The following is a 22,878-nucleotide window of genomic DNA, read 5'->3' on the forward strand; positions in this document are numbered from 1 at the left end:
CACTGATTTAATTAACGATTAACGCTCAGAAATTGGCGTATAGCTACGCGCTTCTGGACCCGTATAATCTGCACTTGGGCGAATAATACGGTTATTAGCACGTTGCTCTTTCACGTGTGCTGTCCAACCTGTGACACGGCTCATCACGAAAATTGGCGTGAATAACTTAGTTGGAATACCCATGAAGTGATACGCAGATGCATGGAAGAAATCAGCATTACAGAATAATTTCTTTTCACGCCACATAACTTCTTCACAGCGAACAGACACTGGATAAAGCACATCATCACCCACTTCTGCTGCCAGTTTTTCTGACCACTTTTTGATGATCACATTACGTGGATCTGATTCACGGTAAATGGCATGACCAAAGCCCATGATCTTGTCTTTACGCGCAAGCATGCCCATCAGCGCATCTTCAGCTTGGTCTGCACTTGTGAAGCCTTCAATCATATCCATAGCGGCTTCGTTTGCACCGCCATGCAATGGACCACGTAAACTACCAATCGCACCCGTTACACAAGAGTGAATATCAGACAATGTTGATGCACACACACGCGCAGTGAATGTTGATGCATTAAACTCATGCTCTGCATAAAGAATTAAAGACACATTCATTACTTGCTCAAACAGTGCTGATGGTGCTTCGTCATGTAATAAACGTAAGAAGTGTGCACCTACCGAATCATCATCAGTTTCAGTATCGATGCGAACGCCGTCATGGCTAAAGCGATACCAATAACAAATAATGCTTGGGAATACAGCAACCATGCGGTCAATCGCATCATTCGCTTCTGAGAAGTCTTGCTCCATTTCTAGGTTACCTAGCATAGAACAACCCGTACGCATTACATCCATTGGATGCGCGTCTTTAGGAATGTTTTCAAGCACTGTTTTAAGTGCATCTGGTAAACCACGTAGTGATTTTAGCTTTGCTTTATATTCAGTCAGCTCAGACTCTGTTGGTAATTCACCGCGCGACAGTAAAAATGACACTTCTTCAAACTGTGCTTTATCTGCTAATTCACTAATATCATAACCACAATAAGTTAAACCTGAACCTGATTTACCTACTGTACACAGTGCTGTTTCACCTGCTACTTGACCACGTAAACCTGCGCCGCCTAATGCTTTATCTACCATGAGTGTTCTCCTTATATGTTGTCGTTATGATTTTTTAGCTGAGAAAAGGTTATCGAGTGTGTTTTCATATGAGTGATAATCTAAAAACTCATATAATTCCGCACGGGTTTGCATATTGTCTAATTGGCTTTGCTGCGAGCCTTCGCTAAGAATAGACGAATACACATTAAGTGCTGCTTTGTTCATCGCTCTAAATGCACTGAGTGGGTAAAGTACAATTTCAACACCTACTTCGCTTAATTGCTCAGTTGTATAAAGCGGTGTTTGGCCAAATTCGGTGATGTTCGCAAGAATCGGCACATTTAACGCTTTAGCAAACGCTTGGTAATCTGCTAAATCATGTACCGCTTCTGCAAAGATAGCGTCTGCGCCAGCTTCAACACACGCTGCTGCGCGGTCAATAGCTGCATTTAAGCCTTCTTTTTGGAATGCATCAGTACGCGCCATAATGTAAAAATCACTGTCTGTTTTGGCATCAACCGCTGCTTTAATACGGTCAACCATTTCATCTTTAGACACGATTTCTTTATTCGGACGGTGACCACAACGTTTTTGTGCTACTTGGTCTTCAATATGGAAGCCCGCAGCACCTGCTTTGGTCATTTCTTTAACCGTACGAGCAATATTAAATGCACCGCCCCACCCTGTGTCAGCATCAACAAGAAGCGGTAAGTCGGTAGCGCTGGTGATTCGACGAATATCTTCAAGTACGTTATCTAGGCTAGTCATACCTAAATCTGGCATGCCGTATGATGCGTTAGCAACACCCGCACCTGAGAGGTAAAGTGCTTGGTGACCGGTTTTCTCTGCCATCATTGCGCAGTACGCGTTGACGGTGCCAACCACTTGTAATGGCTTGTTGTTGGCAATTGCCTGTTTGAACTTTAATCCTGCTGACATTTGATAACTCCTATCTTTGAACGGTTTCAGCTCTTTGGCTGACTCTATTTTTTAAATCTAAATTGTGACTGTTTAACTACGGCGCTACTGATTTTTTGCTGCGAGTAAGTCAAACTTCGTCTGAATATTTGCCTGAGACGCACTAATATGGCGCTTCATAAGCATTTCGGCTAATTCACCGTCATGGTTTTCAATGGCATTAATAATAGCTAAGTGTTCATCAAACGCTTTTGATACACGCGGCCCAACCATCCCCATTTGTACACGGTACATACGAATTAACTGGTACAACTCATTACATAAAAGATGAATTAAGTGTGCGTTTTTCGACCCTTTAATAATGCGATAATGAAAATCAAGGTCGCCCGCTTCTTGGTAGTATGATTCACCTTCTTTTACACGCTGTGTTTGTAAGTGCTGGTTCAATAACTGTTTTAAACCCTGCACTTCTTCAGGTTCCATGTTGTCGGCAGCTAACCGACAAGCCAGCCCTTCTAGGGCACTACGAACCTGATAGACTTCGATTAAACGCTCGGCGGTTAGCGCAACAACACGACAACCGACATTCGCTTTACGCTCGACCAAATAACAGCTCTCTAAACGATTTAGTGCCTCACGTAAGGTGGCACGGCTTACACCATAGCGTTTAGCAAGTTCTGGCTCAGAAATTTTGCTGCCCTGCTCAATGGTGCCTTGTACAATTTCACGACGCATGTCGACAAACACTTGGTCTGATGCAGTTGTTATCGTGATATCGTTGTAGTTATCGTTGGCTTTTTGCTCTGTCATAAATAGGTCTATCAAAGTACTAAATTAAGATTGTCGACAATTTGTGAGTTCACTATGCGCCCTATCATTGCATGTGTCAACCTTGAGATCGGAAAAACAGACTAAAAAACCAGCGAAATGTCGACATAAAATGATATTTATCAAAAATAATGGCTATAAAGAACATTTATATTGGTAATATGTCGACACTTCAATCTCACTCTTAAAAAGCTAAAAATATCCCCCGATAGCGCTATAAATGGTATGATCCAGCTATTATTACGTGATGTGAGAGCCATTTAGTGGACGCTAATACATATATTCCTGACTCATTTATTGATGATGTAAAAAGCTACCTTCCTGAACATTTATCATTAGACGACTTTATTGCAGCCTGTCGTCGCCCACTGAGACGATCTGTTCGCGTAAATACTTTAAAAATGTCAGTCGCTGAATTTCAGCGTCAATGCGCCAAAAAAGGATGGGAATTAACAGCAATTCCATGGTGTGAAGAAGGATTCTGGCTAACACGTCCTAGCGACGAAGAAGCCGCCCTTGCAATCGGTAATACCGATTTACACTTAAGTGGTGCTATGTATGTGCAAGAAGCCAGCTCAATGTTACCGCCGGTAGCACTGAGAGCCGAAGTTAAGCAAAGCGACGCGGTACTTGATATGGCATCGGCACCAGGTTCAAAAACATCACAAATCGCCGCCATGATGGATAATAGTGGCGTGTTAGTGGCCAATGAGTTTTCATCGTCACGCCTAAAAGTATTAGCAGCAACCCTTAAACGTATGGGCGTAGGTAATTGTGCATTATCACATTTTGACGGAGTGATCTTTGGGGATTACATGTATGAGTGCTTCGACAGTATTTTGCTAGATGCCCCGTGTTCAGGTGAAGGCACGGTTCGTAAAGATGCAGACGCCCTAAAGAATTGGTCAATCGAATCTAATATTGATATTGCTGCTGTGCAAAAAGCCCTTATCAAAAGTGCCTTTTATGCCCTAAAGCCTGGCGGTACATTAGTTTATTCGACCTGTACTTTAACACCCCTTGAAAACCAACAAGTTTGTGAGTATCTATTAGCAGAGTTTCCGAATTGCATCGAAGTACAATCGCTCGATACCCTGTTTGATGGCGCAGACAAAGCGACAACCAGCGAAGGTTATTTACATGTTTGGCCGCAAACTTACGACAGTGAAGGTTTCTTCATTGCTAAATTTAAAAAAATAGCGTCAAGCGATAACCCAAATCAAAAAGTTAAAAAAGGCGCATTTCCGTTTGCTGAGTTTGATAAAAAGCAAAGCCAAGCGTTTATGCAAACAATTAAAAAACAGTTCGGTCTAAAATCGCTCAAAGGCACCTTAATGCAGCGTGATAAAGAGCTTTGGTTGTTTCCAGATGGCTTTGATGAACTGCAAGATAAAATTAAATACTCACGTTTAGGTATTCAACTTGGTGTGATCCACAAAGGTGGTGTTCGATTAACTCACGAGTATGCCACTGTCTTTGGCCAAGATTGCGATAAAAATACCTTTGAGATGTCTGCTTGCCAAGCAAACGATTACTTTAACGGTAAAGATATTAGGCTCGAAAAACCAACGCAAGATAATGGTGAAGTAGTGTTAATGTTATGTGGTTGTCCGGTAGGCCTAGGTAAGTGGCAAAAGAATAAAATTAAGAACTCTTTACCTCGCGATTTAGTCCAAAATACCCAGTTGATAACTTGGGTATAAGTTGCGCATAAAGACTGTATAAATAAGGCGCTAATTTAGGTAAAAAGCTGTAACAGACTGATTTTAAACTAGTATAAAATTTGTACATTTACCGTGCAATTTCCTGCTGATTAACTACACTTAAAAGTACTTTCTACTTCTCCCTACTGAATTTAGAAGGTGTTTTTTTATAGTTAGCGCAGGCTCACACGAGCCACCCCCTAAGCCCAGAACAATGCGGATTCGTTCTGGGCGTTTTTTTATTCAAAAGTCGCATAGCAAAGCATTAGCCTTTTTGATTTCATTGTAAAAACAATGATAAAGGATTGATTATGCTTAAACCCTTGTGCGTCGTACTACCATTTTTAATAAGCTGCCAAACTCTGGCAAAAAGCAGTGACTACCTAGGCTTTGACTACCCTAATAAGGCTAAAAATGCTGTCAGTATCACTTTTGATGATGCAAGACATAGCCAAGTTGATACCGGTTTAGCGCTTTTAAACAAGTACCAAGTAAAAGCGACATTTTATGTATCCCCTTTTAATGTAAAAGAACGTGTTGAAAAGTGGCAAATGGCAGTAAAAACAGGTCACGAAATTGCTAATCATACACCAAGCCATTTATGTACAGGCAACTTTGAATGGCTACGTGAACTTGGGGTTTCGCTTGAACAATTTACTCTAAAAGAAATGGAGCAAGATATCCTAAAGGGGCAAGACTATATAAAAGCCACACTCAATGTGACACCAACCGCTTTTGCCTACCCTTGCGGTAACACCTTTGTTGGACGTGGTGCTAATACAAAAAGTTATGTGCCGGTAATAGCTAAACACTTTAAAACCGGTCGAACTTGGCTAGACGAAACGGCGAATAATCCTAATTTTACAGATTTTTCGCAGTTAACCAGTTTACCTATTGATGGGCTGACTTTCGAAGAGATTAAAAAAACCATAGAGCAACACCGAACCAACAATAGTTGGATCATTCTGGCAGGCCACGATATTGGTAAGCGAGATCAGTACACCACCGGCAGCGATGTACTCGAACAGCTCGTTGTTTATCTACAAGATCCTAAAAATGGCTTTTGGTTAGATACGGTAAGTAATGTTGCTGACTACGTTGAGGCGAATCGTAAAGCATTCGATTAATTATCGTTTAAATCGAATTCAGTTATTTGGTTATCAGCGTGAATAAGTTCATATTTAGCGAGTAAACCGTCATTGAGCTCAATTAAGCTGATAGCCGCATTACTGACTAAATACTTTTGTCCTTCGCCTATGGTTTGGTGTTTATCAACTTCCATTTGCCAACGCTTAGTGAAAAAGTTAAGTGGGCTTTTCGGGGCATATAAAATTGAGTCGAGCTTATCGAGTACATTAATAAGTTTGCGTGGGAACTCATTTTTAATACCACTGGCAGTCAACTGCCAAATTCGGTTTTTATGTTTACCAAAGCGCTTTTGCACTGAAAAACAAAATGAATAATGAACATCACCAGAGAGGATCAAGGTTTCTTTTGGTGTATCTTCACGGCGAAAAGTATCTAGCAGTTTTTTAGCAGAACCTTCATGTGCCATCCAGTTTTCCACATCAACCAACAAGGGTTGACCGCAAAAATTAAAAATCGCTTGGATTGCTTCAATCGATTTAACACCAAACACCGGTGCTGGAGATACGATAATCACTTTATCGTGAGACAATAAGCTTTCTTCTAATTCGGTGAGCCTTTCCCAATCAAGTAAGCCAGATGGTTCATTGAAGTTTTGCTCATTACGCCAGCGATGGGTTCGGGTATCAAGTACCACAACTTTGGGGATGGTATTAAGCTCATAATGCCAATGGTTAAAATTGAGTATTAGTTTATCAAAGTCGTTAAAATGCCAGCTCTGTTGTTGCAGGCTTTGTTTAAAACTGGCTAATAAAGACAGGGAATTATCACCTGCATCATTACCAATTCCTTGCATTAACCAATAACTAATCAGGCCATTATTTACAATACGACGGCTAGCTGGGTGCTGATAAATAGCTTGCTCCCAGCCTGCGGTTAAATTCCAATCATCGGTGACATCATGATCGTCAAACATCATTAATGTCGACACATTGGCGAATAACCTTTCAACACTGTGAAGACCCTTTGCAAAACCAAGCAGTGCATCTTTTTCAAGTTTAAATAGATTAGCGTATTTAGGGGCTAATGCTGGGCATTCAATTGATTCGAACTCAATTAGCTGCCAAGTAACCGCGCTGAAGTTTAATAAATAAAGCGCTATAAATTCTTGAAAATGGATTAAGTGGTTTTCAGCTTTTAAGCTTGAGAAGTGCGGCTCATCTTTTTTAAGCCAATAACCAACACCAAATTTGCTTCGTTTCTGCCAAGGCACTTTGGGTAAGTGTAAATGGCGCTGATAAAGTTGCTGCTCAAACTCTTCTGGTAAATCTAAATCAAGCGCTGGCTCTTGAAACACACCAAATAGACTAATCACTTTTTCAATCGCGAGCAACATAGGTCCTGCGACATCATCCGCATATATTTGATCGCCAGACAACAATAATAAGTCAGCGCCTGCATTAAGAGATTGGCGCTGATCATTTTGCCAATTGTCTGCAGCAACAAGGCTGTCTTTTGCGGGGTGATGAGGGTTACGACACGAGCCATGCAGAATTCTATCGAGTCGATTTGGGATCACAAATGCTGGAGATTCTGCACGTTCATAGCAAAAAGACGACAAATCAAGGCTTTTATCTTCATCATGTAACGAATAATAGATCAGTGAGTCAACTGCAAACTGGCCACTGACAGGCATGACATTGATGAAATTTAAGTAAAGCTGTTGCCCTAATTGGATTGACTCTAAGTTAGAGAAAGTCTCAACACCGCTAAACTCAATTCGGTAGTGGCAAGGCACAGTTGTGACAAATTGAAAGCACACTCGCCCTGCATCTGCTCGGCGTACCATTGGCCCCATTACTAACTGAGGTAAATTCGATACGCCGTGCACTATTACGCCCTTTTAGCTTGATTGAACAACGAATAAAAGTTGTTAGTTGTTGCTTCAGCTAACTCGTTAAAAGTAAGCCCTTTTAACTCAGCGATGTAGTAAGCGACATCTTCAACATAGGCTGGTTGATTTGTTTTACCACGATATGGCACAGGTGCTAAATACGGTGAATCTGTTTCGATCAATAAGCGATCTAGCGGAATTTGCTTAACAACGTCTTTTAACTCTACGGCATTTTTAAACGTAACAATGCCCGAAATCGAAATATAAAAGCCCATATCAATGGCTTTTTTGGCCATATCCCAGTTTTCTGTAAAGCAATGCAATACACCACCACAATTTTCAGCATTGTGAGCACGCATTAAGTTGATGGTGTCTTCTCTAGCGTCTCGAGTATGAATAATTAGCGGTTTTTTAAGCTCATTTGCAACCTCGATATGACCCACGAAACTTTCTTGCTGAACAATATGGGTGTCTTTTGAGTAATAGTAATCGAGACCTGTTTCACCAATCGCAACCACTTTGTCGTGGCTTGCAAGTGAAATAAGCTTTTGCTTATCGAGTGCGTCTTTTTGATCAAGTGGGTGCACACCGCATGATGCAGAAACATCTGGATAGTGTTTAATTTTATCCAGCATAGATGGGAATTGATCTAAGGTTACACTCACACATAAAAAGTGTTCAACTTTTTTAGCGCGAGCGTTTTCAAGTACTTGGTCTAAATTAAGGTCGAGTTTATCGAAATCAAGCCTGTCTAAATGACAATGAGAATCTACAATCATGGTACTACTTTTTTACATGGTATAGGTCGGATTGCCTGAGTTTAACATAGTACCGAGTAGTTTTTCGATTTTCACATTTAAATTGGTTTTATCATCGATAAAATTAACACCCACTCCTGGTGGATTTGAGCTTTGTGCACCTTGTGGTGTGATCCAAGCAACTTTACCTGTTACTACATCATCTTCTAACGCATCGGGTAAGGTAACTTTTAGAGCCAATGAATGCCCCATCTCAAAGCGCATATTAGTGCGAACAAATAACCCACCATTTTTTAAATAAGGCATATAACAGCGATATAATTCTTCTAAGTCTTCAATATCTACTAATAATTCTTGCACGATTTATCCTAATTTTGGCTTTCACGTAAAGTAAACGCTAATTGTGAAATGGCAAGTTCCAAATTTAAACCAAGCACATGTGAACTGTTATAAAGAAACTCTGAAATTGCAGATTGTGCTTTCTGATAATTGAAAAAGTCCATTCCTAAAACCAATTGCGCCTTAAGATGCTCCGTTAAAAACAAAGCAAATACATTAACCAAGCTGTGATCTTTATTTAGTATGTCGACTAACGCACTGAAATTATGGCTGTCTTTTATCTCAGTTGCAAATTTATAAAGGGAATCGACAGCTTCAAGTTGATTGTCATTTTGCCACTGCTCAACTAGCAGTGGCTGTCTAGCAAATAAATCCAACCATGAATAATTAGCAATGTTTAATGATGCTAACCATTGTGTTGTATATTCTGGGTTAACTTTTATTTCGTGTACGGCGCAGCGACTTAATATTGTTGCTGGTAATAGTGCGGTTTGCTCACACGTTAACAATAGATAACGGCGTAAACTTGGTTCTTCGAGTGTTTTTAATAATGCATTTGCTGCCGCAGTGGTCATTTTATGACACTGTTCAAGTACCACCACTTTGTTACCATTTTGCGCCGCTGAATGATTGATAAAATCACTGATCTCACGAATTTCATCCACGCCTATTGTTTGGCCTTCTACCTTTACAACGCGTTTATCTGGGTGAGTACCCGCTTGATTTAGTTGGCAGCTTTTACAATTGCCACAGGCTTTTAAGTTTACAGGTGACGCACAAAGTAGCCCATCAGCGAGCGAATCGACTAAACGTTGCTTGCCAACACCTTTATCACCATTAAATAGCTGTGCATGATGAAAGCGTTGCTGTGCAAAACTTTGCGCAAGTTGCTGATTAAGCCCTTCAAGCCATGGCAAAGGCATATTAATTTAAACCTGCAAAAAAGTTATCAAGCACAGTTGTTATTGCCGCATGTACTTCAGGCATAGTTTGGTTTGCATCCACTGTTTTGATACTACTATCAGTTTTAGCTATCTCGAGGTAACGTGCGCGAGTGCGCTCAAAAAAGCCTAATGCTTCTTGTTCGATACGATCAAGTTCACCACGTCCTTTTGCACGGGCAAGGCCCACAGCTGGGTCAATGTCTAAATAAATGGTTAAATCAGGTTTTAAACCATTTAGCACCATATCAGCTAAAAAAGAGAGTTTAGTCTGTTCAATACCACGACCACCACCTTGATATGCTTGAGATGAAAGATCATGACGATCACCTAAAACCCAGGTACCCTTTTCAAGTGCGGGATTAATAACATTAGCAACCAATTGTGAGCGTGCTGCATACATAATTAATAGCTCAGTTTCACCCGTCACTGTTTCTTGGTGAGCCTGTTTAACGATATTACGCAGCTCTTCAGCCATGGCTGTGCCACCTGGCTCACGTACATTAATAAAATCGACTTGTTTATTTTCTAAATAAGCTTGGCATACGGCAATGGCCGTTGATTTTCCGGCCCCTTCTAGGCCTTCAATCACTATAAATTTCGCTGTCATATGACTCAATTCTGGTTGTTAGTTTAATTGGTACTGCTTTACCGCACGATTATGTTCTTGTAATGTTTTCGAAAATTGATGGCTGCCATCCCCTTTCGCAACAAAATACACATACTCAGATTCAGGTGGATTAACCGCGGCCAAAATCGCTGCTTTAGAAGGCATGGCAATGGGTGTTGGCGGCAAGCCTTTTATCTTATACGTGTTATACGGTGTATAGGTTGTTAAATCTTTTCGTTTTATATCACCATCAAAATCAGCACCAATGCCATAAATAACCGTTGGATCGGTTTGTAATCGCATATTGGTTTTTAAACGATTGGTAAATACTGCAGAAATTAATGGTCGCTCAGAAGCAAGGCCCGTTTCTTTTTCAATAATTGATGCCAATATTAACGCTTCATACGGTGAACTTAATACTAAATCGGGTGCTCTAGTTTGCCATGCAGCGTCTAATTCCTGCTGCATTTTGTTGTATGCGCGTTTTAATACGCCGCTGGCTGTATCTTCACTATGGTAGTGATAGGTGTCAGGGAACAACCAGCCTTCTAAATTTTCTTGTGTGCTACTTATCTGCGTCGCTAAATTTTCTGTCTGTAAGTCTTGTGTTAAATGTGCTTGTTTTTGGATATTAGCAACAACGTCACGAAGTGGCTGACCTTCAATAATTGTAAAGCTAAAGCTTACTTGTGCACCTTGATTGATACGGCGAATATTATCAATCACAGCGCTCGTATCAAGTTCATAAAGACCCGCTTTTAAATCGGTAAGCGTAGGGTCTAATTTAGCGAGTATCTGAAATTTAAAGCAGCTATCGAGCCACTGCTTTGCTTGCCATGCTTGACAAAGCTGATTAAAGCCGGTGCCACGTTCTACTTTGAATAAAGTACTGTTTTCAACTTTTAATGGCATTTTTAATGCCGATTGAAGTTGTTGATAGCCAATTCCACAACATAGCAATGCTAATAACAGCACGCTAACAATGACTTTTATCACACACTCTCCTTGGCAAACTGCGCCGCTAATAGCGCTTTACTGCGTTCAATATCAAACTGCGTATTAGCAATCCGTGCAACGGGCACTACGCCCATTAAACTATTACACATAAATACGGCATCCATAGCTAAAAGCTCATCTAGTTGGATTGCTTTAAACTCAATGGCTAACTTATCACATAAAGCGCTGAGATAAACCCCAGTGATACCACAGCGGTCTAACTTGGGAGAAACAATATTACCGTTTTGAATGGCAAATAAATTTGCAGCAGAGCACTCGATCACATTGTTATCATAATCAAGTACAACAACGTCATCACATTCAAGGCTGCTCATTTGCTTTTTGATAAGCACTTGCTCTAAACGGTTCAATGTTTTTAAGCCTGCAAGTAAAGGTTGATGTGCAAGTTTCACGTCGCTGACCGCTAGGTTTACACCCTGCTGTTGCCAACTTTTATAGTGTGAAACTGCAGGCATGATACTGATCAACACTTGGATACTTGGTGTATCTGGTAAGCCATAACCACGCCCACCTGCACCACGGGTGATAAGTATTTTTAAAATACCGGTTTGTGTATCAGTGATTGCGTGGTTAACTTCACGCTCAATTGCGCTTAAATCTAATTCGGGGAAAAATAGTCTTTGCGCGCATTCTTCTAAACGCGCTTTGTGTAAATCCCAGTGCTCAACGACAGAATTCACCACAGAGGCTGTGGTAAAAAAGCCGTCACCATAATTTAAGCCACGATCTTGCGTGCTTATTGTGGTATCTGGTGTGGTTATTGTTATTGTTTGTTTTAATTTACTCATACAAAAAAGCCCAGTTAAACAACTGGGCTCTTCTTTTTAGTCCGTTGTTAAAAAGAATTATACCTTTTTAAATAGCAACGAGCCATTAGTACCACCAAAACCAAATGAATTACATAGTGCGTAATCCAATTTAGCGTCACGTGCAGTGTGCGGTACATAGTCTAAATCACAGCCTTCATCTGGGTTATCAAGGTTGATTGTAGGGCTTACTTTCTGGTCAACAAGTGACAAGATAGTAATTATTGACTCTACCGAGCCTGCTGCCCCTAACAAGTGACCCATCATTGATTTAGATGAACTTACCATCACATCTTTCGCTGCATCACCAAAAATAGTTTTAACAGCGGATGTTTCGGCTTTATCGCCTGCATTAGTCGATGTACCGTGAGCATTAATGTAGCCAACTTGGTCTGCATTAACTTGTGCATCGTTTAAGGCATTTTCCATCGCCAGTGCTGCGCCAGCACCGTCTTCAGGTGGAGACGTCATGTGATATGCATCACCACTCATACCAAAACCAACAAGTTCAGCGTAGATTTTCGCACCACGTGCTTTAGCATGCTCATACTCTTCAAGTACGATAACACCTGCACCATCAGCAAGAACAAAACCGTCACGGTCTTTATCCCAAGGACGAGATGCTGCTTGTGGATCGTCGTTACGAGTTGATAATGCACGTGCTGCATTAAAACCACCCATACCTATTGGTGTCGATGCTTTTTCAGCACCACCGGCTACCATTGCATCTGCATCGCCGTATGCAATCATACGTGCAGCATGACCAATGTTATGTAGACCTGTAGTACAGGCTGTAACGATTGAAATATTAGGGCCACGTAAACCGTGCATAATCGATAAATGACCAGAAATCATATTGATAATGGTCGAAGGCACGTAGAACGGAGAAAGCTTACGCGGGCCGCTGTTTAATAGTTTGATGTGGTTTTCTTCAATTAAAGTTAAACCACCGATGCCAGAACCCACTGCTACACCAACACGAGTGGCGTTTTCTTCAGTGATCTCTAGACCAGAATCTTGTAGTGCTTGTACACCCGCTGCAATGCCATATTGGATAAACAAATCCATTTTCTTTGCATCTTTCGGTGACATGTAAGCTGATGCATCAAAGTCATTCAGCAAACCTGCGAATTTGGTGCCGAAACTTGAGGTATCGAAATGCGTGATAGTTTGAATACCACTTTTACCGTTTAACAAACCTTGCCAAGTAGATTCAACATCATTACCTAGCGGTGTCAACATTCCTAAGCCAGTTACGACGACTCGACGTTTAGCCACGGGTTGCCTCCAATAAGGAAATTATTTTAGGTGGGGTGTATACCAAATTTATTAGTATCATTCTATAGATAGACTAAGGGCAGCTTGATGCTGCCCTTAAAATCAAAATGCGTAAAATTACTCAGCGTGAGCTGTAACGTAATCGATTGCAGCTTGAACTGTAGTGATCTTTTCAGCTTCTTCGTCTGGGATCTCAGTGTCGAACTCTTCTTCAAGAGCCATTACTAGTTCTACAGTGTCAAGTGAATCAGCACCTAAGTCGTCAACGAAAGAAGCTTCATGTTTTACTTCTTCTTCTTTAACACCTAGTTGCTCAATGATAATTTTCTTTACGCGTTCTTGGATGTCGCTCATTCTTCTTTCCTTTATTAAAAACGCCAATGCGTTATTTTCAGATTGCGGCGTAGTTTACGCCGCATAATTCTGTGATTCAAGGATTTGCTGATAATTACTTATCTGGTCAAACCTCTCGAATAGTATTTGTTCATTTATCGCTTATTTTCATAGCGAATTCAAGTATGTTTAAAGCAAGATCACAAAAATTTCAACAATTTTCGATAATCTTTCGTTAGCAAATTTTTGCCAACTTTCATTAAACCATGTACATCGCGCCATTTACGTGCAATGTTTCGCCTGATACATACGCAGCAGCGTCAGATGCTAAATAACATACTGCAGCAGCGATTTCTTCAGGTTGACCTAAACGTCCTGCTGGTACATTTGCAAGCGTAGCCGCTTTTTGCTCATCAGTCAGCTCATCGGTCATATCGGTTTGAATAAAACCCGGTGCAACTACGTTCACTGTGATGCCACGTGAAGCAACTTCGCGAGCTAATGACTTAGTAAAACCAATTACACCCGCTTTCGCAGCAGCATAGTTAGCTTGACCCGCATTACCCATAGTGCCCACTACAGAACCAATATTAATGATACGGCCATTTTTCTTTTTCATCATAGGTCGTAATACAGCCTTAGATAAACGGAAAATTGAACTTAAGTTAGTGTCGATGATGTCATCCCACTCACCGTCTTTCATACGCATTAATAGGTTATCGCGAGTGATACCCGCATTGTTAACTAATACGTCGATATCGCCTAAATCAGCCTTGATCGCAGCAAGTGTCGTCTCAATCGACTCAGGATCGGTTACGTTAAGAGCATAACCTTTACCGTTATCACCTAAATATTCACTGATTTTAGCAGCACCAGATTCACTTGTTGCAGTACCCGCTACTTTTGCACCTTGTGCAACTAGCGTGTTTGCAATCGCTTTACCAATACCACGGCTTGCACCAGTGATTAGGACAACCTTGCCCTCAAGAGAAAATAAATTTGTCATTCTATTCCTACTTATTTCGCTTCATCAATCGTAGCTTGCGTACTAACCGCAGCGCATACCATTGCTTTATCAATTCGTTTAGCAAGACCCGTTAAAACTTTACCTGGGCCAAACTCGTAGCTTTGTGTAATACCTTGTGCAACCAATGCTTGTACTGTTTCAGTCCAGCGTACTGGGCTGTAAAGTTGGCGTACTAATGCATCTTTAATTGCTTCGCTTGATTGCTCAGCTTTTACATCAACGTTGTTGATTACATCACACTTAGGTGTATTAAATGTTAAAGTTGCTAAATCAGCAGCTAATTTTTCAGCAGCTGGTTTCATTAGTTCACAGTGAGAAGGAACGCTAACCGCAAGTGGTAATGCACGTTTAGCACCAGCTTCTTTACATGCTTCTGATGCACGCTCAACTGCCGCTTTGTGGCCAGCAATAACAACTTGGCCTGGTGAGTTGTAGTTTACTGGTGAAACAACTTCACCATTTGCTGATGCGTCACAGGCTGCTTTAATTTCGTCGTCACCTAAGCCGATGATTGCAGCCATAAAACCAACACCCGCAGGTACTGCTTCTTGCATATATAAACCACGATTTTCAACAAGTTTAACTGCTTCGCTTAAGCTTACAACGCCAGCACAAACTAATGCTGAATACTCGCCTAAACTGTGACCAGCCATAACAACATCGGCATCAGGGTTTGCGTCTAACCATTGACGGTAAATAGCAACACTAGCAGTAAGAAGTGCTGGTTGTGTACGATGGGTTTGATTTAATTCTTCTTCTGGACCATTTAGTACAAGCGCAGCGAGATCATAGCCAAGAGCTTCAGATGCTTCAGCGAATGTTGCTTTAGCAATCTGTGAATCAGCTAATAGTTCAGATAACATGCCCACAGCTTGTGAGCCTTGACCTGGAAATACGAGTGCAATTTTATGTGCCATACTTTGCTCTTATAATTAAACAAAAAAATTTTCTGTAGCAGGCAGCATAACAAGTTTTAGATATGCTGCACTACTTTGTTGTTGGATGTGTTTGCTCAAAAATCGCAGCGATTTTTTCAGGGAGTTGGCGTTCGACTTCCCGCGCGGCTTCATCAATAGCAGCATGAAACGCCTTCGCAGAGGCATTACCATGGCTTTTAACAACAATACCGCGCAATCCTACCAGACTTGCGCCGTTATACTGGTCGGGGTTCACCCGCTTGTAGAGTTTTTTTATCACTGGGCGTAATAAAAACGCTAAACTTTTGTATAAGAAATGTTTGTGTAAGGCTTTGGTGAGTTTATGCATGATGAGTTTGGCAATACCTTCACAGGTTTTCAATGCCACATTACCTACAAATCCTTCGCACACTATAACATCGGCTTTACCACTGAAAATATCACTACCTTCACTATAACCTGTGTAGTTGAGATATTTACACTGCTGCATTAACTGTGCAGCTTGTTTGATTCCTTCATGCCCTTTGATGTCTTCAGAGCCAATATTTAATAAACTTACTTTTGGATTATCGCACCCAAGTGCCTGCCCTGCTACCACAGACCCCATAATGCCAAATTGATAAAGAGTTTGTGCATCACAGTGCACATTGGCTCCTAAATCTAATAAATAGACAGGGTTTTTACGTTCGGTTGGAACAGCAGAAATAAGTGCAGGACGTTTTACGCCTGGAAGCATCTTTAATACATAATGCGCCATAAAAAATAACGCGCCGGTATTACCTGAGCTTACACACGCTTGCGCTTCACCCGATTTAACTAAATCGAGGGCAACTCGCATTGATGAATCTTTTTTAGAACGAACAGCAGAAGCAGGCTCACACGCGTTAGTGACAACTTCGCTACAATGGCGAATTATTAAACGAGGATGAGAAACAGAATCGAGTGCTTCGAGTTCTTTCAGGATAACTTGCTGATTACCACATAAGATGAGTCTTAAGTTGGTATTAGCATTGACCGCTTTCACGGCAGCGGGGATAGATGAACGGGGGCCGTAATCGCCCCCCATCATATCTAACGCTATGGTTAGATTGGTCAGCATATAGCAATCTCTTAGTTAGAAATTACTTTAACGCCTTTGTAGTAACCGTCAGCAGTTACGTGGTGACGACGGTGAGTCTCACCAGAAACTTGATCTACAGTTAAAGTTGGACCACTGATCGCATCGTGTGAACGGCGCATGCCGCGTCTTGCACGAGACTTTTTGCTTTTTTGTACAGCCATTAGTCTTCTCCTAAGAATCTTTCTTAAGTTGTTTCAAAATATCAAATGGATTTGGTTTGTCATCTTTTGCTGCTAATTTACCAAAGCTGCTAGGCTCTGATGAATAACTGCACGAGGCTTCGTTGTGTGTAGGCACTATTGGAATAGCTAAAATCAATTCGTCTTCGATTAACTCAAATACGTTGATTTCACCGTTTTCGTCCAGTTCTACTTCATCGTAACCTGCAGGAAGATGATCTGACTCTGCATCCAAACCGACTGGCGAATACACAAAGTCTTGATCCAAATCCAACCCTAAATCACCATTACAGCGTTGACAAGTAACAGTTACATGTGTTGATAAGTTACCACTTATCACTACCAAACCTTGCTCATCAATTTTGCAATGAATCTTTACCGCTATTTCACCTACTTCCTCCTGCACAACTTGCTCTAAACGAGAAAGTTTTTCAAGCGGAACAATACCGTCATAAGATAAACGATGTTGTGCTGCTTTGCTGGGATGAAGAGTGATGGGAATTTTCACCTTTTGCATAGGGGCTGCATCATATAGATAGTTAGTAAGTTAGTCAAAGTAAAAAACCATTTTTAGTAGGTTTTTAACGATCTTCTGCTTTGTTTTCGGATTCATTGTGGCTTATCCTTGGCAAAATACAATTTTCATCCAGAATTTTTTATGAAACCAACACTTATATTAGCGTCAAGCTCGCCATTTAGACAGCAATTATTAACTAAGTTCAACCTACCGTTTCAAAGTTTCTCTCCAGATATTGATGAATCTCCCCTTGTTGATGAAACACCTGAGCAATTAGTAACGCGATTAAGCGAACAAAAAGCGCGTGTAGCTACTAAGCACTTTCATGAAGGTTTAGTAATAGGTTCAGATCAGGTTGCGGTTTTCAACAACACAATATTAGGAAAACCACACACTAAAGAGAACGCCGTGGCTCAGTTATCTTCGTTTAGTGGCCACACGGTCACCTTTTTAACGGGTTTAAGCGTCTTTGATATTCAAAGCGATAAAGCGATTACCACCTTGGTGCCATTTGATGTGACATTTAAAACACTTACCCTTGAGCAGATCAATGCTTATTGCGATGCTGAGCAGCCCTACAATTGTGCAGGCAGCTTTAAAAGTGAAGGACTCGGGATATGTTTATTCGAAAAGCTCAGTGGCGATGACCCAAATACATTGATTGGCCTGCCACTGATCACATTAACTAAAGTACTGGCTGAGTTTGGTGTTGATGTGTTGACGCTGCAAGGGGCGTAGTTAAAACTTGTAATAGATGTTGGTACGAATCAACAACACATAACGGCGTATGCTGTTGCAGCTGCGCCGTACTATGGGCTCCAAAACTCACACCAATACAGGCAATTCCTGCAGCATTAGCCATAGCCATATCGAGTTGGCTGTCACCAATCATCACAGCATCGCATTGAGCGATGCCCTGCTCACGTAAAATTTGCTCGAGCATATCTGGAGATGGCTTCGACTCAGCATCATCTGAACATTTTACATTCAAAAAGTACTTCCCAAGGCCTGACTCATTAAGAAGTCTATCGATACCTTCACGCCCTTTACCGGTAGCCACTGCCAATTGCATGCCTGCATCACTTAACTTCTTTAAAACGGATTCTACATCTTTAAATAAAGGTGTAGGTGTAACATCTAACTCACGGTACTGTGCTTTGTAACCTGCAACGAGTTCATCATTTAAATGTAAATGCGCCGGAAAAAGTACTTCAGTCGCTTTTGCTAACGACAAACCTATCACATCTTTCGCTTGTTGCTCTGTTGGAACAGGAATACCTAAGTCTCGCGCAGTATTTCGCAAGCAGGTAACAATTTTTGGCACAGAGTCCATCACTGTGCCATCCCAATCAAAAATAACTAGCTTAAACTTGTTCATTATCAGCACGTAGCTTTTTGATACAGTTTTGAAGTGCATTATCTAATGGCGCTTCAACATGCATAGTCGTTTCGTTTTTAGGGTGCATAAAACGTAGATCGTGAGCATGTAAAAACAAACGATTTAAACCTGTCAGCTTGTTTACGTATTGATCAAACTCCGCAACACCGTATTTATCATCACACGCAATTGGATGGCCTTTACATTGTGTATGTACGCGAATTTGGTGTGTACGCCCTGTTACCGGAGATGCTTGCACTAATGAACATTCTGCATATCGCTCAAGCACCCGAAAACGTGTGTGCGAAGGTTTACCTTCGGTGTTATCAACCCTCACAACACGCTCACCTGATTTTAAGGTGTTTTTACGAAGTCCTTCGGTGACATTTTTCGTTTTAGCATCCCATTGGCCATCGACTAATGCCCAATAGTTTTTCTCCATGGTTTTTTCACGTAACTGCTTATGTAAATCAGTCAGCACTGAACGACGTTTAGAAATGAGCAGACAACCCGATGTATCGCGGTCTAAACGGTGCACAAGCTCTAAGCTACGCTCTTCAGGACGAAGAACGCGAAGCGCCTCAATTAAGCCATAACTTAAACCACTGCCACCATGAACAGCCATACCTGAGGGCTTATTTATCACCATCAAATACTTATCTTCGAATAAAATGGCCTCTTCAAGTTGTTTCACTTTATCTAATTGCTTAGGAACAAACTCTTCTTTTTCTGCCACTTTAATTGGTGGAATACGAATCACATCGTTTAGTTGTAGTTTGTATACAGGTTTTATGCGTTTTTTATTTACTCGCACTTCGCCTTTACGAAGGATTTTATAAACTGCACTTTTAGGCACACCTTTTAGGTGAGTAATAAGAAAGTTATCAATACGTTGACCTAGATGGTCTTCACCAATGGTAACAAATGAAACTTGTAAGCCGGTTTTTTCTGACATTGCCTAATCACTGATTTAAGTAAATAATTTAGTTGCTAACGCGGTTGTAATAGTGGGATAATCACCATCGCGAACATAAAGTTTGCAAGTAACAACGGTGCTTTTATCACATTAATACATTCGTGAAGCATATTCTGGGTTGCCGATCATACAGATCCGCGCTAAGTTTTCCAAAGCTTTTATAACTACCCAGCCAACACGAGCGTTCAATTATCGGCGATGCGCGTAATATATTGCCTGAATAATTTGAGCACGAATGTTGATTAATGAACATAAAAAGCAATTGAACAAGATAAATTGACTGATAGTGACGACGTAGCAACGTCATTCAGAAGCAGCTGTTGTAGCAAGACATTGAATAAAAATTTGAACATGGTCGACTTCGGGACAGAACTCGTAAATTAAAACCGCAGACATCGCGGCAGTTTTGACACCAAATGAATTTAATAACGTGACAACATGTTATTGTCAGCCACACTTAGTGATGCTCAATGTAAGAAACAACTTCAGGTTTTGACTTTAACCAGTCGTGAGACTGCACAAAAATAACCGTCAGAAACCACTGAACAGACGAGTTTATATCGTCATGTCAGCGACAGAATTAGTAGAGTAACAATATGAAACGTATGCTAATCAATGCGACGCAGCAAGAAGAAATGCGCGTTGCACTGGTTGATGGCCAGCGCCTGTATGATTTAGACATAGAGAGCCCAGGTCACGAACAAAAAAAAGCAAATATTTACAAGGGTAAAATTACCCGTATCGAACCGTCATTAGAAGCAGCCTTTGTTGATTACGGCGCTGAAAGACACGGTTTCCTTCCTCTTAAAGAAATAGCTCGCACCTACTTCCCACAAGGCTATACATTCCAAGGTCGTCCAAATATTCGTGACGTGATCAAAGAAGGCCAAGAAGTCATCGTGCAAGTTGATAAAGAAGAGCGTGGCCAAAAAGGCGCTGCGTTAACGACTTTTATCAGCGTTGCAGGTAGCTATTTAGTACTTATGCCTAACAATCCTCGTGCCGGTGGTATTTCTCGCCGTATCGAAGGTGATGAGCGTACTGAACTTAAAGAAGCACTAAGCCGTTTAGAACTACCTAAAGGCATGGGCTTAATTGTTCGTACAGCGGGTGTTGGTAAATCATTTGAAGAGCTAGAGTACGACTTAAAAGCACTATTAGTGCATTGGCAAGCTATTCAGCAAGCAGCTGACAGCGGCCCTGCTCCGTTCTTAATTCACCAAGAAAGTAACGTTATTTTCCGTGCTATTCGTGACTATTTACGTCGCGATATTGGTGAAATTTTAATTGATAAAGCACGTGTATTTGAAGAAGCGAAAGCGCACATTGAGCGTTTCCGTCCAGACTTCATGAACCGCGTTAAGCTGTATCAGGGCGATGTACCACTATTCACCCACTACCAAATTGAAAGCCAAATTGAGTCTGCTTTCCAACGTGAAGTTCGCTTGCCATCGGGTGGTTCAATTGTTATTGACCCAACTGAAGCGTTAACGTCTATCGATATCAACTCATCTAAAGCCACTAAAGGCGGTGATATCGAAGAAACAGCACTTAATACGAATTTAGAAGCAGCAGACGAAATTGCCCGTCAATTACGTTTACGTGACTTAGGTGGTCTTATTGTTATCGATTTCATCGATATGACACCACCACGTCATCAACGTGAAGTTGAGAACCGTTTAAAAGACGCTGCGCGCCCAGACCGTGCACGTGTTCAAATCGGTAAGATTTCGCGCTTTGGTCTACTTGAGATGTCACGCCAACGCTTACGCCCATCATTAGGTGAAGCAAGCCAAGGCCCATGTCCTCGTTGTAATGGTCAAGGTACAATTCGTTCTAACGAATCAATTGCACTGTCTATCCTTCGTTTAATCGAAGAAGAAGCAATTAAAGACAATACGTCACAAGTTAATGCACAAGTACCTGTTGCTGTTGCAGCTTACCTATTAAACGAAAAGCGTCGTAGCGTTCAACGTATCGAGAAACGCCATAATGTTGATGTAGTAATCATTCCTAATCAGCATATGGAAACTCCGCATTACGAAGTTCTGCGCTTGCGTAAAGACGAAACAATCGAAACAGTCAGCTACGAGCAAGTTATTGCGCCTGAGCCAGAAGCATTTGAAATGGCTAAAGCACCTTCTGCACCAGTTCGCGAAGAACCAGTTCTTAAGGGTGTCGTAATGCCGACCACACCTGCCCCTCAAGCTGCACCAAAAGCTGAGCAAGCGGCTCCTGCTGCTAAGAAATCAGAAGGTGGTTTATTCGCTGCAATTGGTAAGTTCTTTAAATCGTTATTCGGCGCTGCTGAAGACGAGTCAGAGAAAGAACAAGAAGAGAAAAAAGCAGCGCAAAAACGTAGCAATAACCGTCGCAACAATGACAACCGTCGTCGTAGCAACAACCAGCGCCGTCGTAATTCTCGTAACAAACGTCCTGAAGATACACAGGCTAAAGAAGAAAACACTAACACTTCTGCACCTGAGCAAAAAGACACAAACGAGAACCGTAACAAGCGTCGTCGTAATTCTAACAACAGAAAGCGTAATGAAAAGCGCACTGATGATGTAGAACAAACGACAAAAGAAACTGTTCAAGAAACTCAATCAGAGCAACCGAAGGAAACTAAACCTAAGGTTCGTCGTCAACGTCGTAACTTACGCAAGAAAGTACGTGTACAAGACGAAAATGCTGATGAAACAAATGCAGTACAAACAGCAGAAACAGCTGAGCAAGCACCTAAAGCTGAAAAACCAGCAAAGCCTGCAAAAGAAACTGTAGAACTTGAGACTGAACAAACTGAGCAAGCAGCGGCTGAAGTACAAGTAAAAGCTGAACCTGTAAACGTGCATGCTGATGCCGAAGTTATTGAGCAAGCTGAATCTGTAGAAGTGTCTGCTGATGAAGAACAAGCACAGCCTCGCACTCGCTCTCGTCGTTCACCTCGTCATTTACGTGCTGCTGGTCAACGCCGTCGTCGTCCAGAGCAAGATGAAAAATCGAGTGATGCCAAGTCTGATACACCAGCATTCATCCCAGTTGCTGATCAAGCAGCCGCTGAATATGAAGCTGAGTTAAAGGCAAAACAAGCTCAAGCAGAAGTATCTGTACAAGCTGAAGAGCCTGTTCAAGCTGAAGAGCCAGTACAA

The 22,878-nt window shown here is 41.4% G+C and carries 23 protein-coding genes; 4 read left to right on the forward strand and 19 right to left on the reverse strand.

The genetic code is table 11. The annotated features are described in order from the left end of the window. Positions 1-18: 18 nt before the first annotated feature. The 3 genes from prpC to CWC28_RS18190 all read right to left on the reverse strand — a co-directional run bounded on the left by prpC (position 19) and on the right by CWC28_RS18190 (position 2,832). Positions 19-1,143, reverse strand: a complete 1,125-nt coding sequence (gene prpC / locus CWC28_RS18180) for a bifunctional 2-methylcitrate synthase/citrate synthase (RefSeq protein WP_138625566.1) — start codon at positions 1,141-1,143, stop codon at positions 19-21. Between the two features lie 24 nt (positions 1,144-1,167). Continuing rightward, positions 1,168-2,043: a methylisocitrate lyase gene (gene prpB / locus CWC28_RS18185; protein WP_063704936.1), complete on the reverse strand. Its 876-nt coding sequence runs from the start codon at positions 2,041-2,043 to the stop codon at positions 1,168-1,170. Between the two features lie 84 nt (positions 2,044-2,127). Continuing rightward, on the reverse strand, positions 2,128-2,832 hold the full coding sequence (locus CWC28_RS18190) for a GntR family transcriptional regulator (protein WP_054554723.1): 705 nt from the start codon (positions 2,830-2,832) through the stop codon (positions 2,128-2,130). Positions 2,833-3,113: 281 nt separating this feature from the next. Between CWC28_RS18190 and rsmF the strand changes: the two genes are divergently transcribed. Beyond that, positions 3,114-4,553: a 16S rRNA (cytosine(1407)-C(5))-methyltransferase RsmF gene (rsmF, locus tag CWC28_RS18195; RefSeq protein WP_105174212.1), complete on the forward strand. Its 1,440-nt coding sequence runs from the start codon at positions 3,114-3,116 to the stop codon at positions 4,551-4,553. Between the two features lie 311 nt (positions 4,554-4,864). Continuing rightward, the gene (locus CWC28_RS18200; protein WP_138625567.1) at positions 4,865-5,680 is read left to right on the forward strand and encodes a polysaccharide deacetylase family protein; all 816 of its coding nucleotides are present in this window, start codon (positions 4,865-4,867) and stop codon (positions 5,678-5,680) included. Here CWC28_RS18200 and CWC28_RS18205 read toward each other — a convergent pair. The 14 genes from CWC28_RS18205 to yceD form a co-directional block, all read right to left on the reverse strand. Then, the gene (locus CWC28_RS18205; RefSeq protein ID WP_138625571.1) at positions 5,677-7,497 is read right to left on the reverse strand and encodes an alkaline phosphatase D family protein; all 1,821 of its coding nucleotides are present in this window, start codon (positions 7,495-7,497) and stop codon (positions 5,677-5,679) included. The two genes, CWC28_RS18200 and CWC28_RS18205, sit on opposite strands and share 4 nt — an antisense overlap. A gap of 35 nt (positions 7,498-7,532) precedes the next feature. After that, positions 7,533-8,312, reverse strand: a complete 780-nt coding sequence (locus CWC28_RS18210) for a TatD family hydrolase (RefSeq protein ID WP_063704930.1) — start codon at positions 8,310-8,312, stop codon at positions 7,533-7,535. Between the two features lie 12 nt (positions 8,313-8,324). Beyond that, on the reverse strand, positions 8,325-8,651 hold the full coding sequence (locus CWC28_RS18215; RefSeq protein ID WP_063704928.1) for a PilZ domain-containing protein: 327 nt from the start codon (positions 8,649-8,651) through the stop codon (positions 8,325-8,327). An 8-nt stretch (positions 8,652-8,659) separates the two neighbouring features. Next, positions 8,660-9,553 (reverse strand): DNA polymerase III subunit, encoded by an 894-nt coding sequence (locus CWC28_RS18220; protein WP_105174214.1) that lies wholly within the window; start codon positions 9,551-9,553, stop codon positions 8,660-8,662. Between the two features lies 1 nt (position 9,554). Continuing rightward, complete coding sequence (gene tmk, locus CWC28_RS18225; protein ID WP_054561369.1) at positions 9,555-10,181, reverse strand: dTMP kinase; 627 nt, start codon at positions 10,179-10,181, stop codon at positions 9,555-9,557. A gap of 18 nt (positions 10,182-10,199) precedes the next feature. After that, positions 10,200-11,177 carry an endolytic transglycosylase MltG gene (mltG, locus tag CWC28_RS18230; protein ID WP_063704924.1) on the reverse strand — a complete coding sequence of 326 codons (978 nt, stop codon included), beginning with the start codon at positions 11,175-11,177 and terminating at the stop codon, positions 10,200-10,202. Further along, complete coding sequence (gene pabC, locus CWC28_RS18235) at positions 11,174-11,986, reverse strand: aminodeoxychorismate lyase (RefSeq protein ID WP_105174215.1); 813 nt, start codon at positions 11,984-11,986, stop codon at positions 11,174-11,176. Before pabC ends, mltG begins: the two co-directional genes overlap by 4 nt. A 57-nt stretch (positions 11,987-12,043) precedes the next feature. Further along, entirely contained in the window at positions 12,044-13,282 is a 1,239-nt protein-coding gene (gene fabF / locus CWC28_RS18240) for a beta-ketoacyl-ACP synthase II (RefSeq protein WP_054554715.1), read from the reverse strand. 117 nt (positions 13,283-13,399) lie between these two features. After that, positions 13,400-13,636: an acyl carrier protein gene (gene acpP, locus CWC28_RS18245; protein WP_016707440.1), complete on the reverse strand. Its 237-nt coding sequence runs from the start codon at positions 13,634-13,636 to the stop codon at positions 13,400-13,402. 238 nt (positions 13,637-13,874) lie between these two features. Further along, the gene (fabG, locus tag CWC28_RS18250) at positions 13,875-14,621 is read right to left on the reverse strand and encodes a 3-oxoacyl-ACP reductase FabG (RefSeq protein WP_138625568.1); all 747 of its coding nucleotides are present in this window, start codon (positions 14,619-14,621) and stop codon (positions 13,875-13,877) included. Between the two features lie 11 nt (positions 14,622-14,632). Then, the gene (gene fabD, locus CWC28_RS18255) at positions 14,633-15,559 is read right to left on the reverse strand and encodes an ACP S-malonyltransferase (RefSeq protein WP_138625569.1); all 927 of its coding nucleotides are present in this window, start codon (positions 15,557-15,559) and stop codon (positions 14,633-14,635) included. A gap of 70 nt (positions 15,560-15,629) precedes the next feature. Continuing rightward, on the reverse strand, positions 15,630-16,658 hold the full coding sequence (gene plsX / locus CWC28_RS18260) for a phosphate acyltransferase PlsX (RefSeq protein WP_063704915.1): 1,029 nt from the start codon (positions 16,656-16,658) through the stop codon (positions 15,630-15,632). A gap of 11 nt (positions 16,659-16,669) precedes the next feature. Beyond that, on the reverse strand, positions 16,670-16,840 hold the full coding sequence (rpmF, locus tag CWC28_RS18265) for a 50S ribosomal protein L32 (protein WP_036967969.1): 171 nt from the start codon (positions 16,838-16,840) through the stop codon (positions 16,670-16,672). Between the two features lie 10 nt (positions 16,841-16,850). Further along, positions 16,851-17,375: a 23S rRNA accumulation protein YceD gene (yceD, locus tag CWC28_RS18270; protein WP_063704913.1), complete on the reverse strand. Its 525-nt coding sequence runs from the start codon at positions 17,373-17,375 to the stop codon at positions 16,851-16,853. A gap of 141 nt (positions 17,376-17,516) precedes the next feature. Between yceD and CWC28_RS18275 the strand changes: the two genes are divergently transcribed. Then, positions 17,517-18,113: a Maf family protein gene (locus tag CWC28_RS18275; protein ID WP_105180905.1), complete on the forward strand. Its 597-nt coding sequence runs from the start codon at positions 17,517-17,519 to the stop codon at positions 18,111-18,113. On the opposite strand, the gene CWC28_RS18280 is transcribed toward CWC28_RS18275, so the two are convergent. Together CWC28_RS18280 and rluC are read right to left on the reverse strand one after the other, a co-directional pair. After that, positions 18,061-18,753, reverse strand: a complete 693-nt coding sequence (locus CWC28_RS18280) for an HAD family hydrolase (RefSeq protein WP_063704907.1) — start codon at positions 18,751-18,753, stop codon at positions 18,061-18,063. The genes CWC28_RS18275 and CWC28_RS18280 overlap by 53 nt on opposite strands. Then, entirely contained in the window at positions 18,740-19,708 is a 969-nt protein-coding gene (gene rluC, locus CWC28_RS18285; protein ID WP_063704905.1) for a 23S rRNA pseudouridine(955/2504/2580) synthase RluC, read from the reverse strand. The genes CWC28_RS18280 and rluC overlap by 14 nt, the downstream gene beginning before the upstream one ends. Positions 19,709-20,325: 617 nt before the next feature. On the opposite strand from rluC, the gene rne reads away from it, so the two are divergent. After that, positions 20,326-22,878 (forward strand): ribonuclease E (gene rne, locus CWC28_RS18290; protein ID WP_138625570.1); only part of this gene is annotated, 2,553 nt, incomplete at its 3' end.

The organism is Pseudoalteromonas sp. S4492, from assembly GCF_005886115.1.
Taxonomy (GTDB): domain Bacteria; phylum Pseudomonadota; class Gammaproteobacteria; order Enterobacterales; family Alteromonadaceae; genus Pseudoalteromonas; species Pseudoalteromonas gelatinilytica.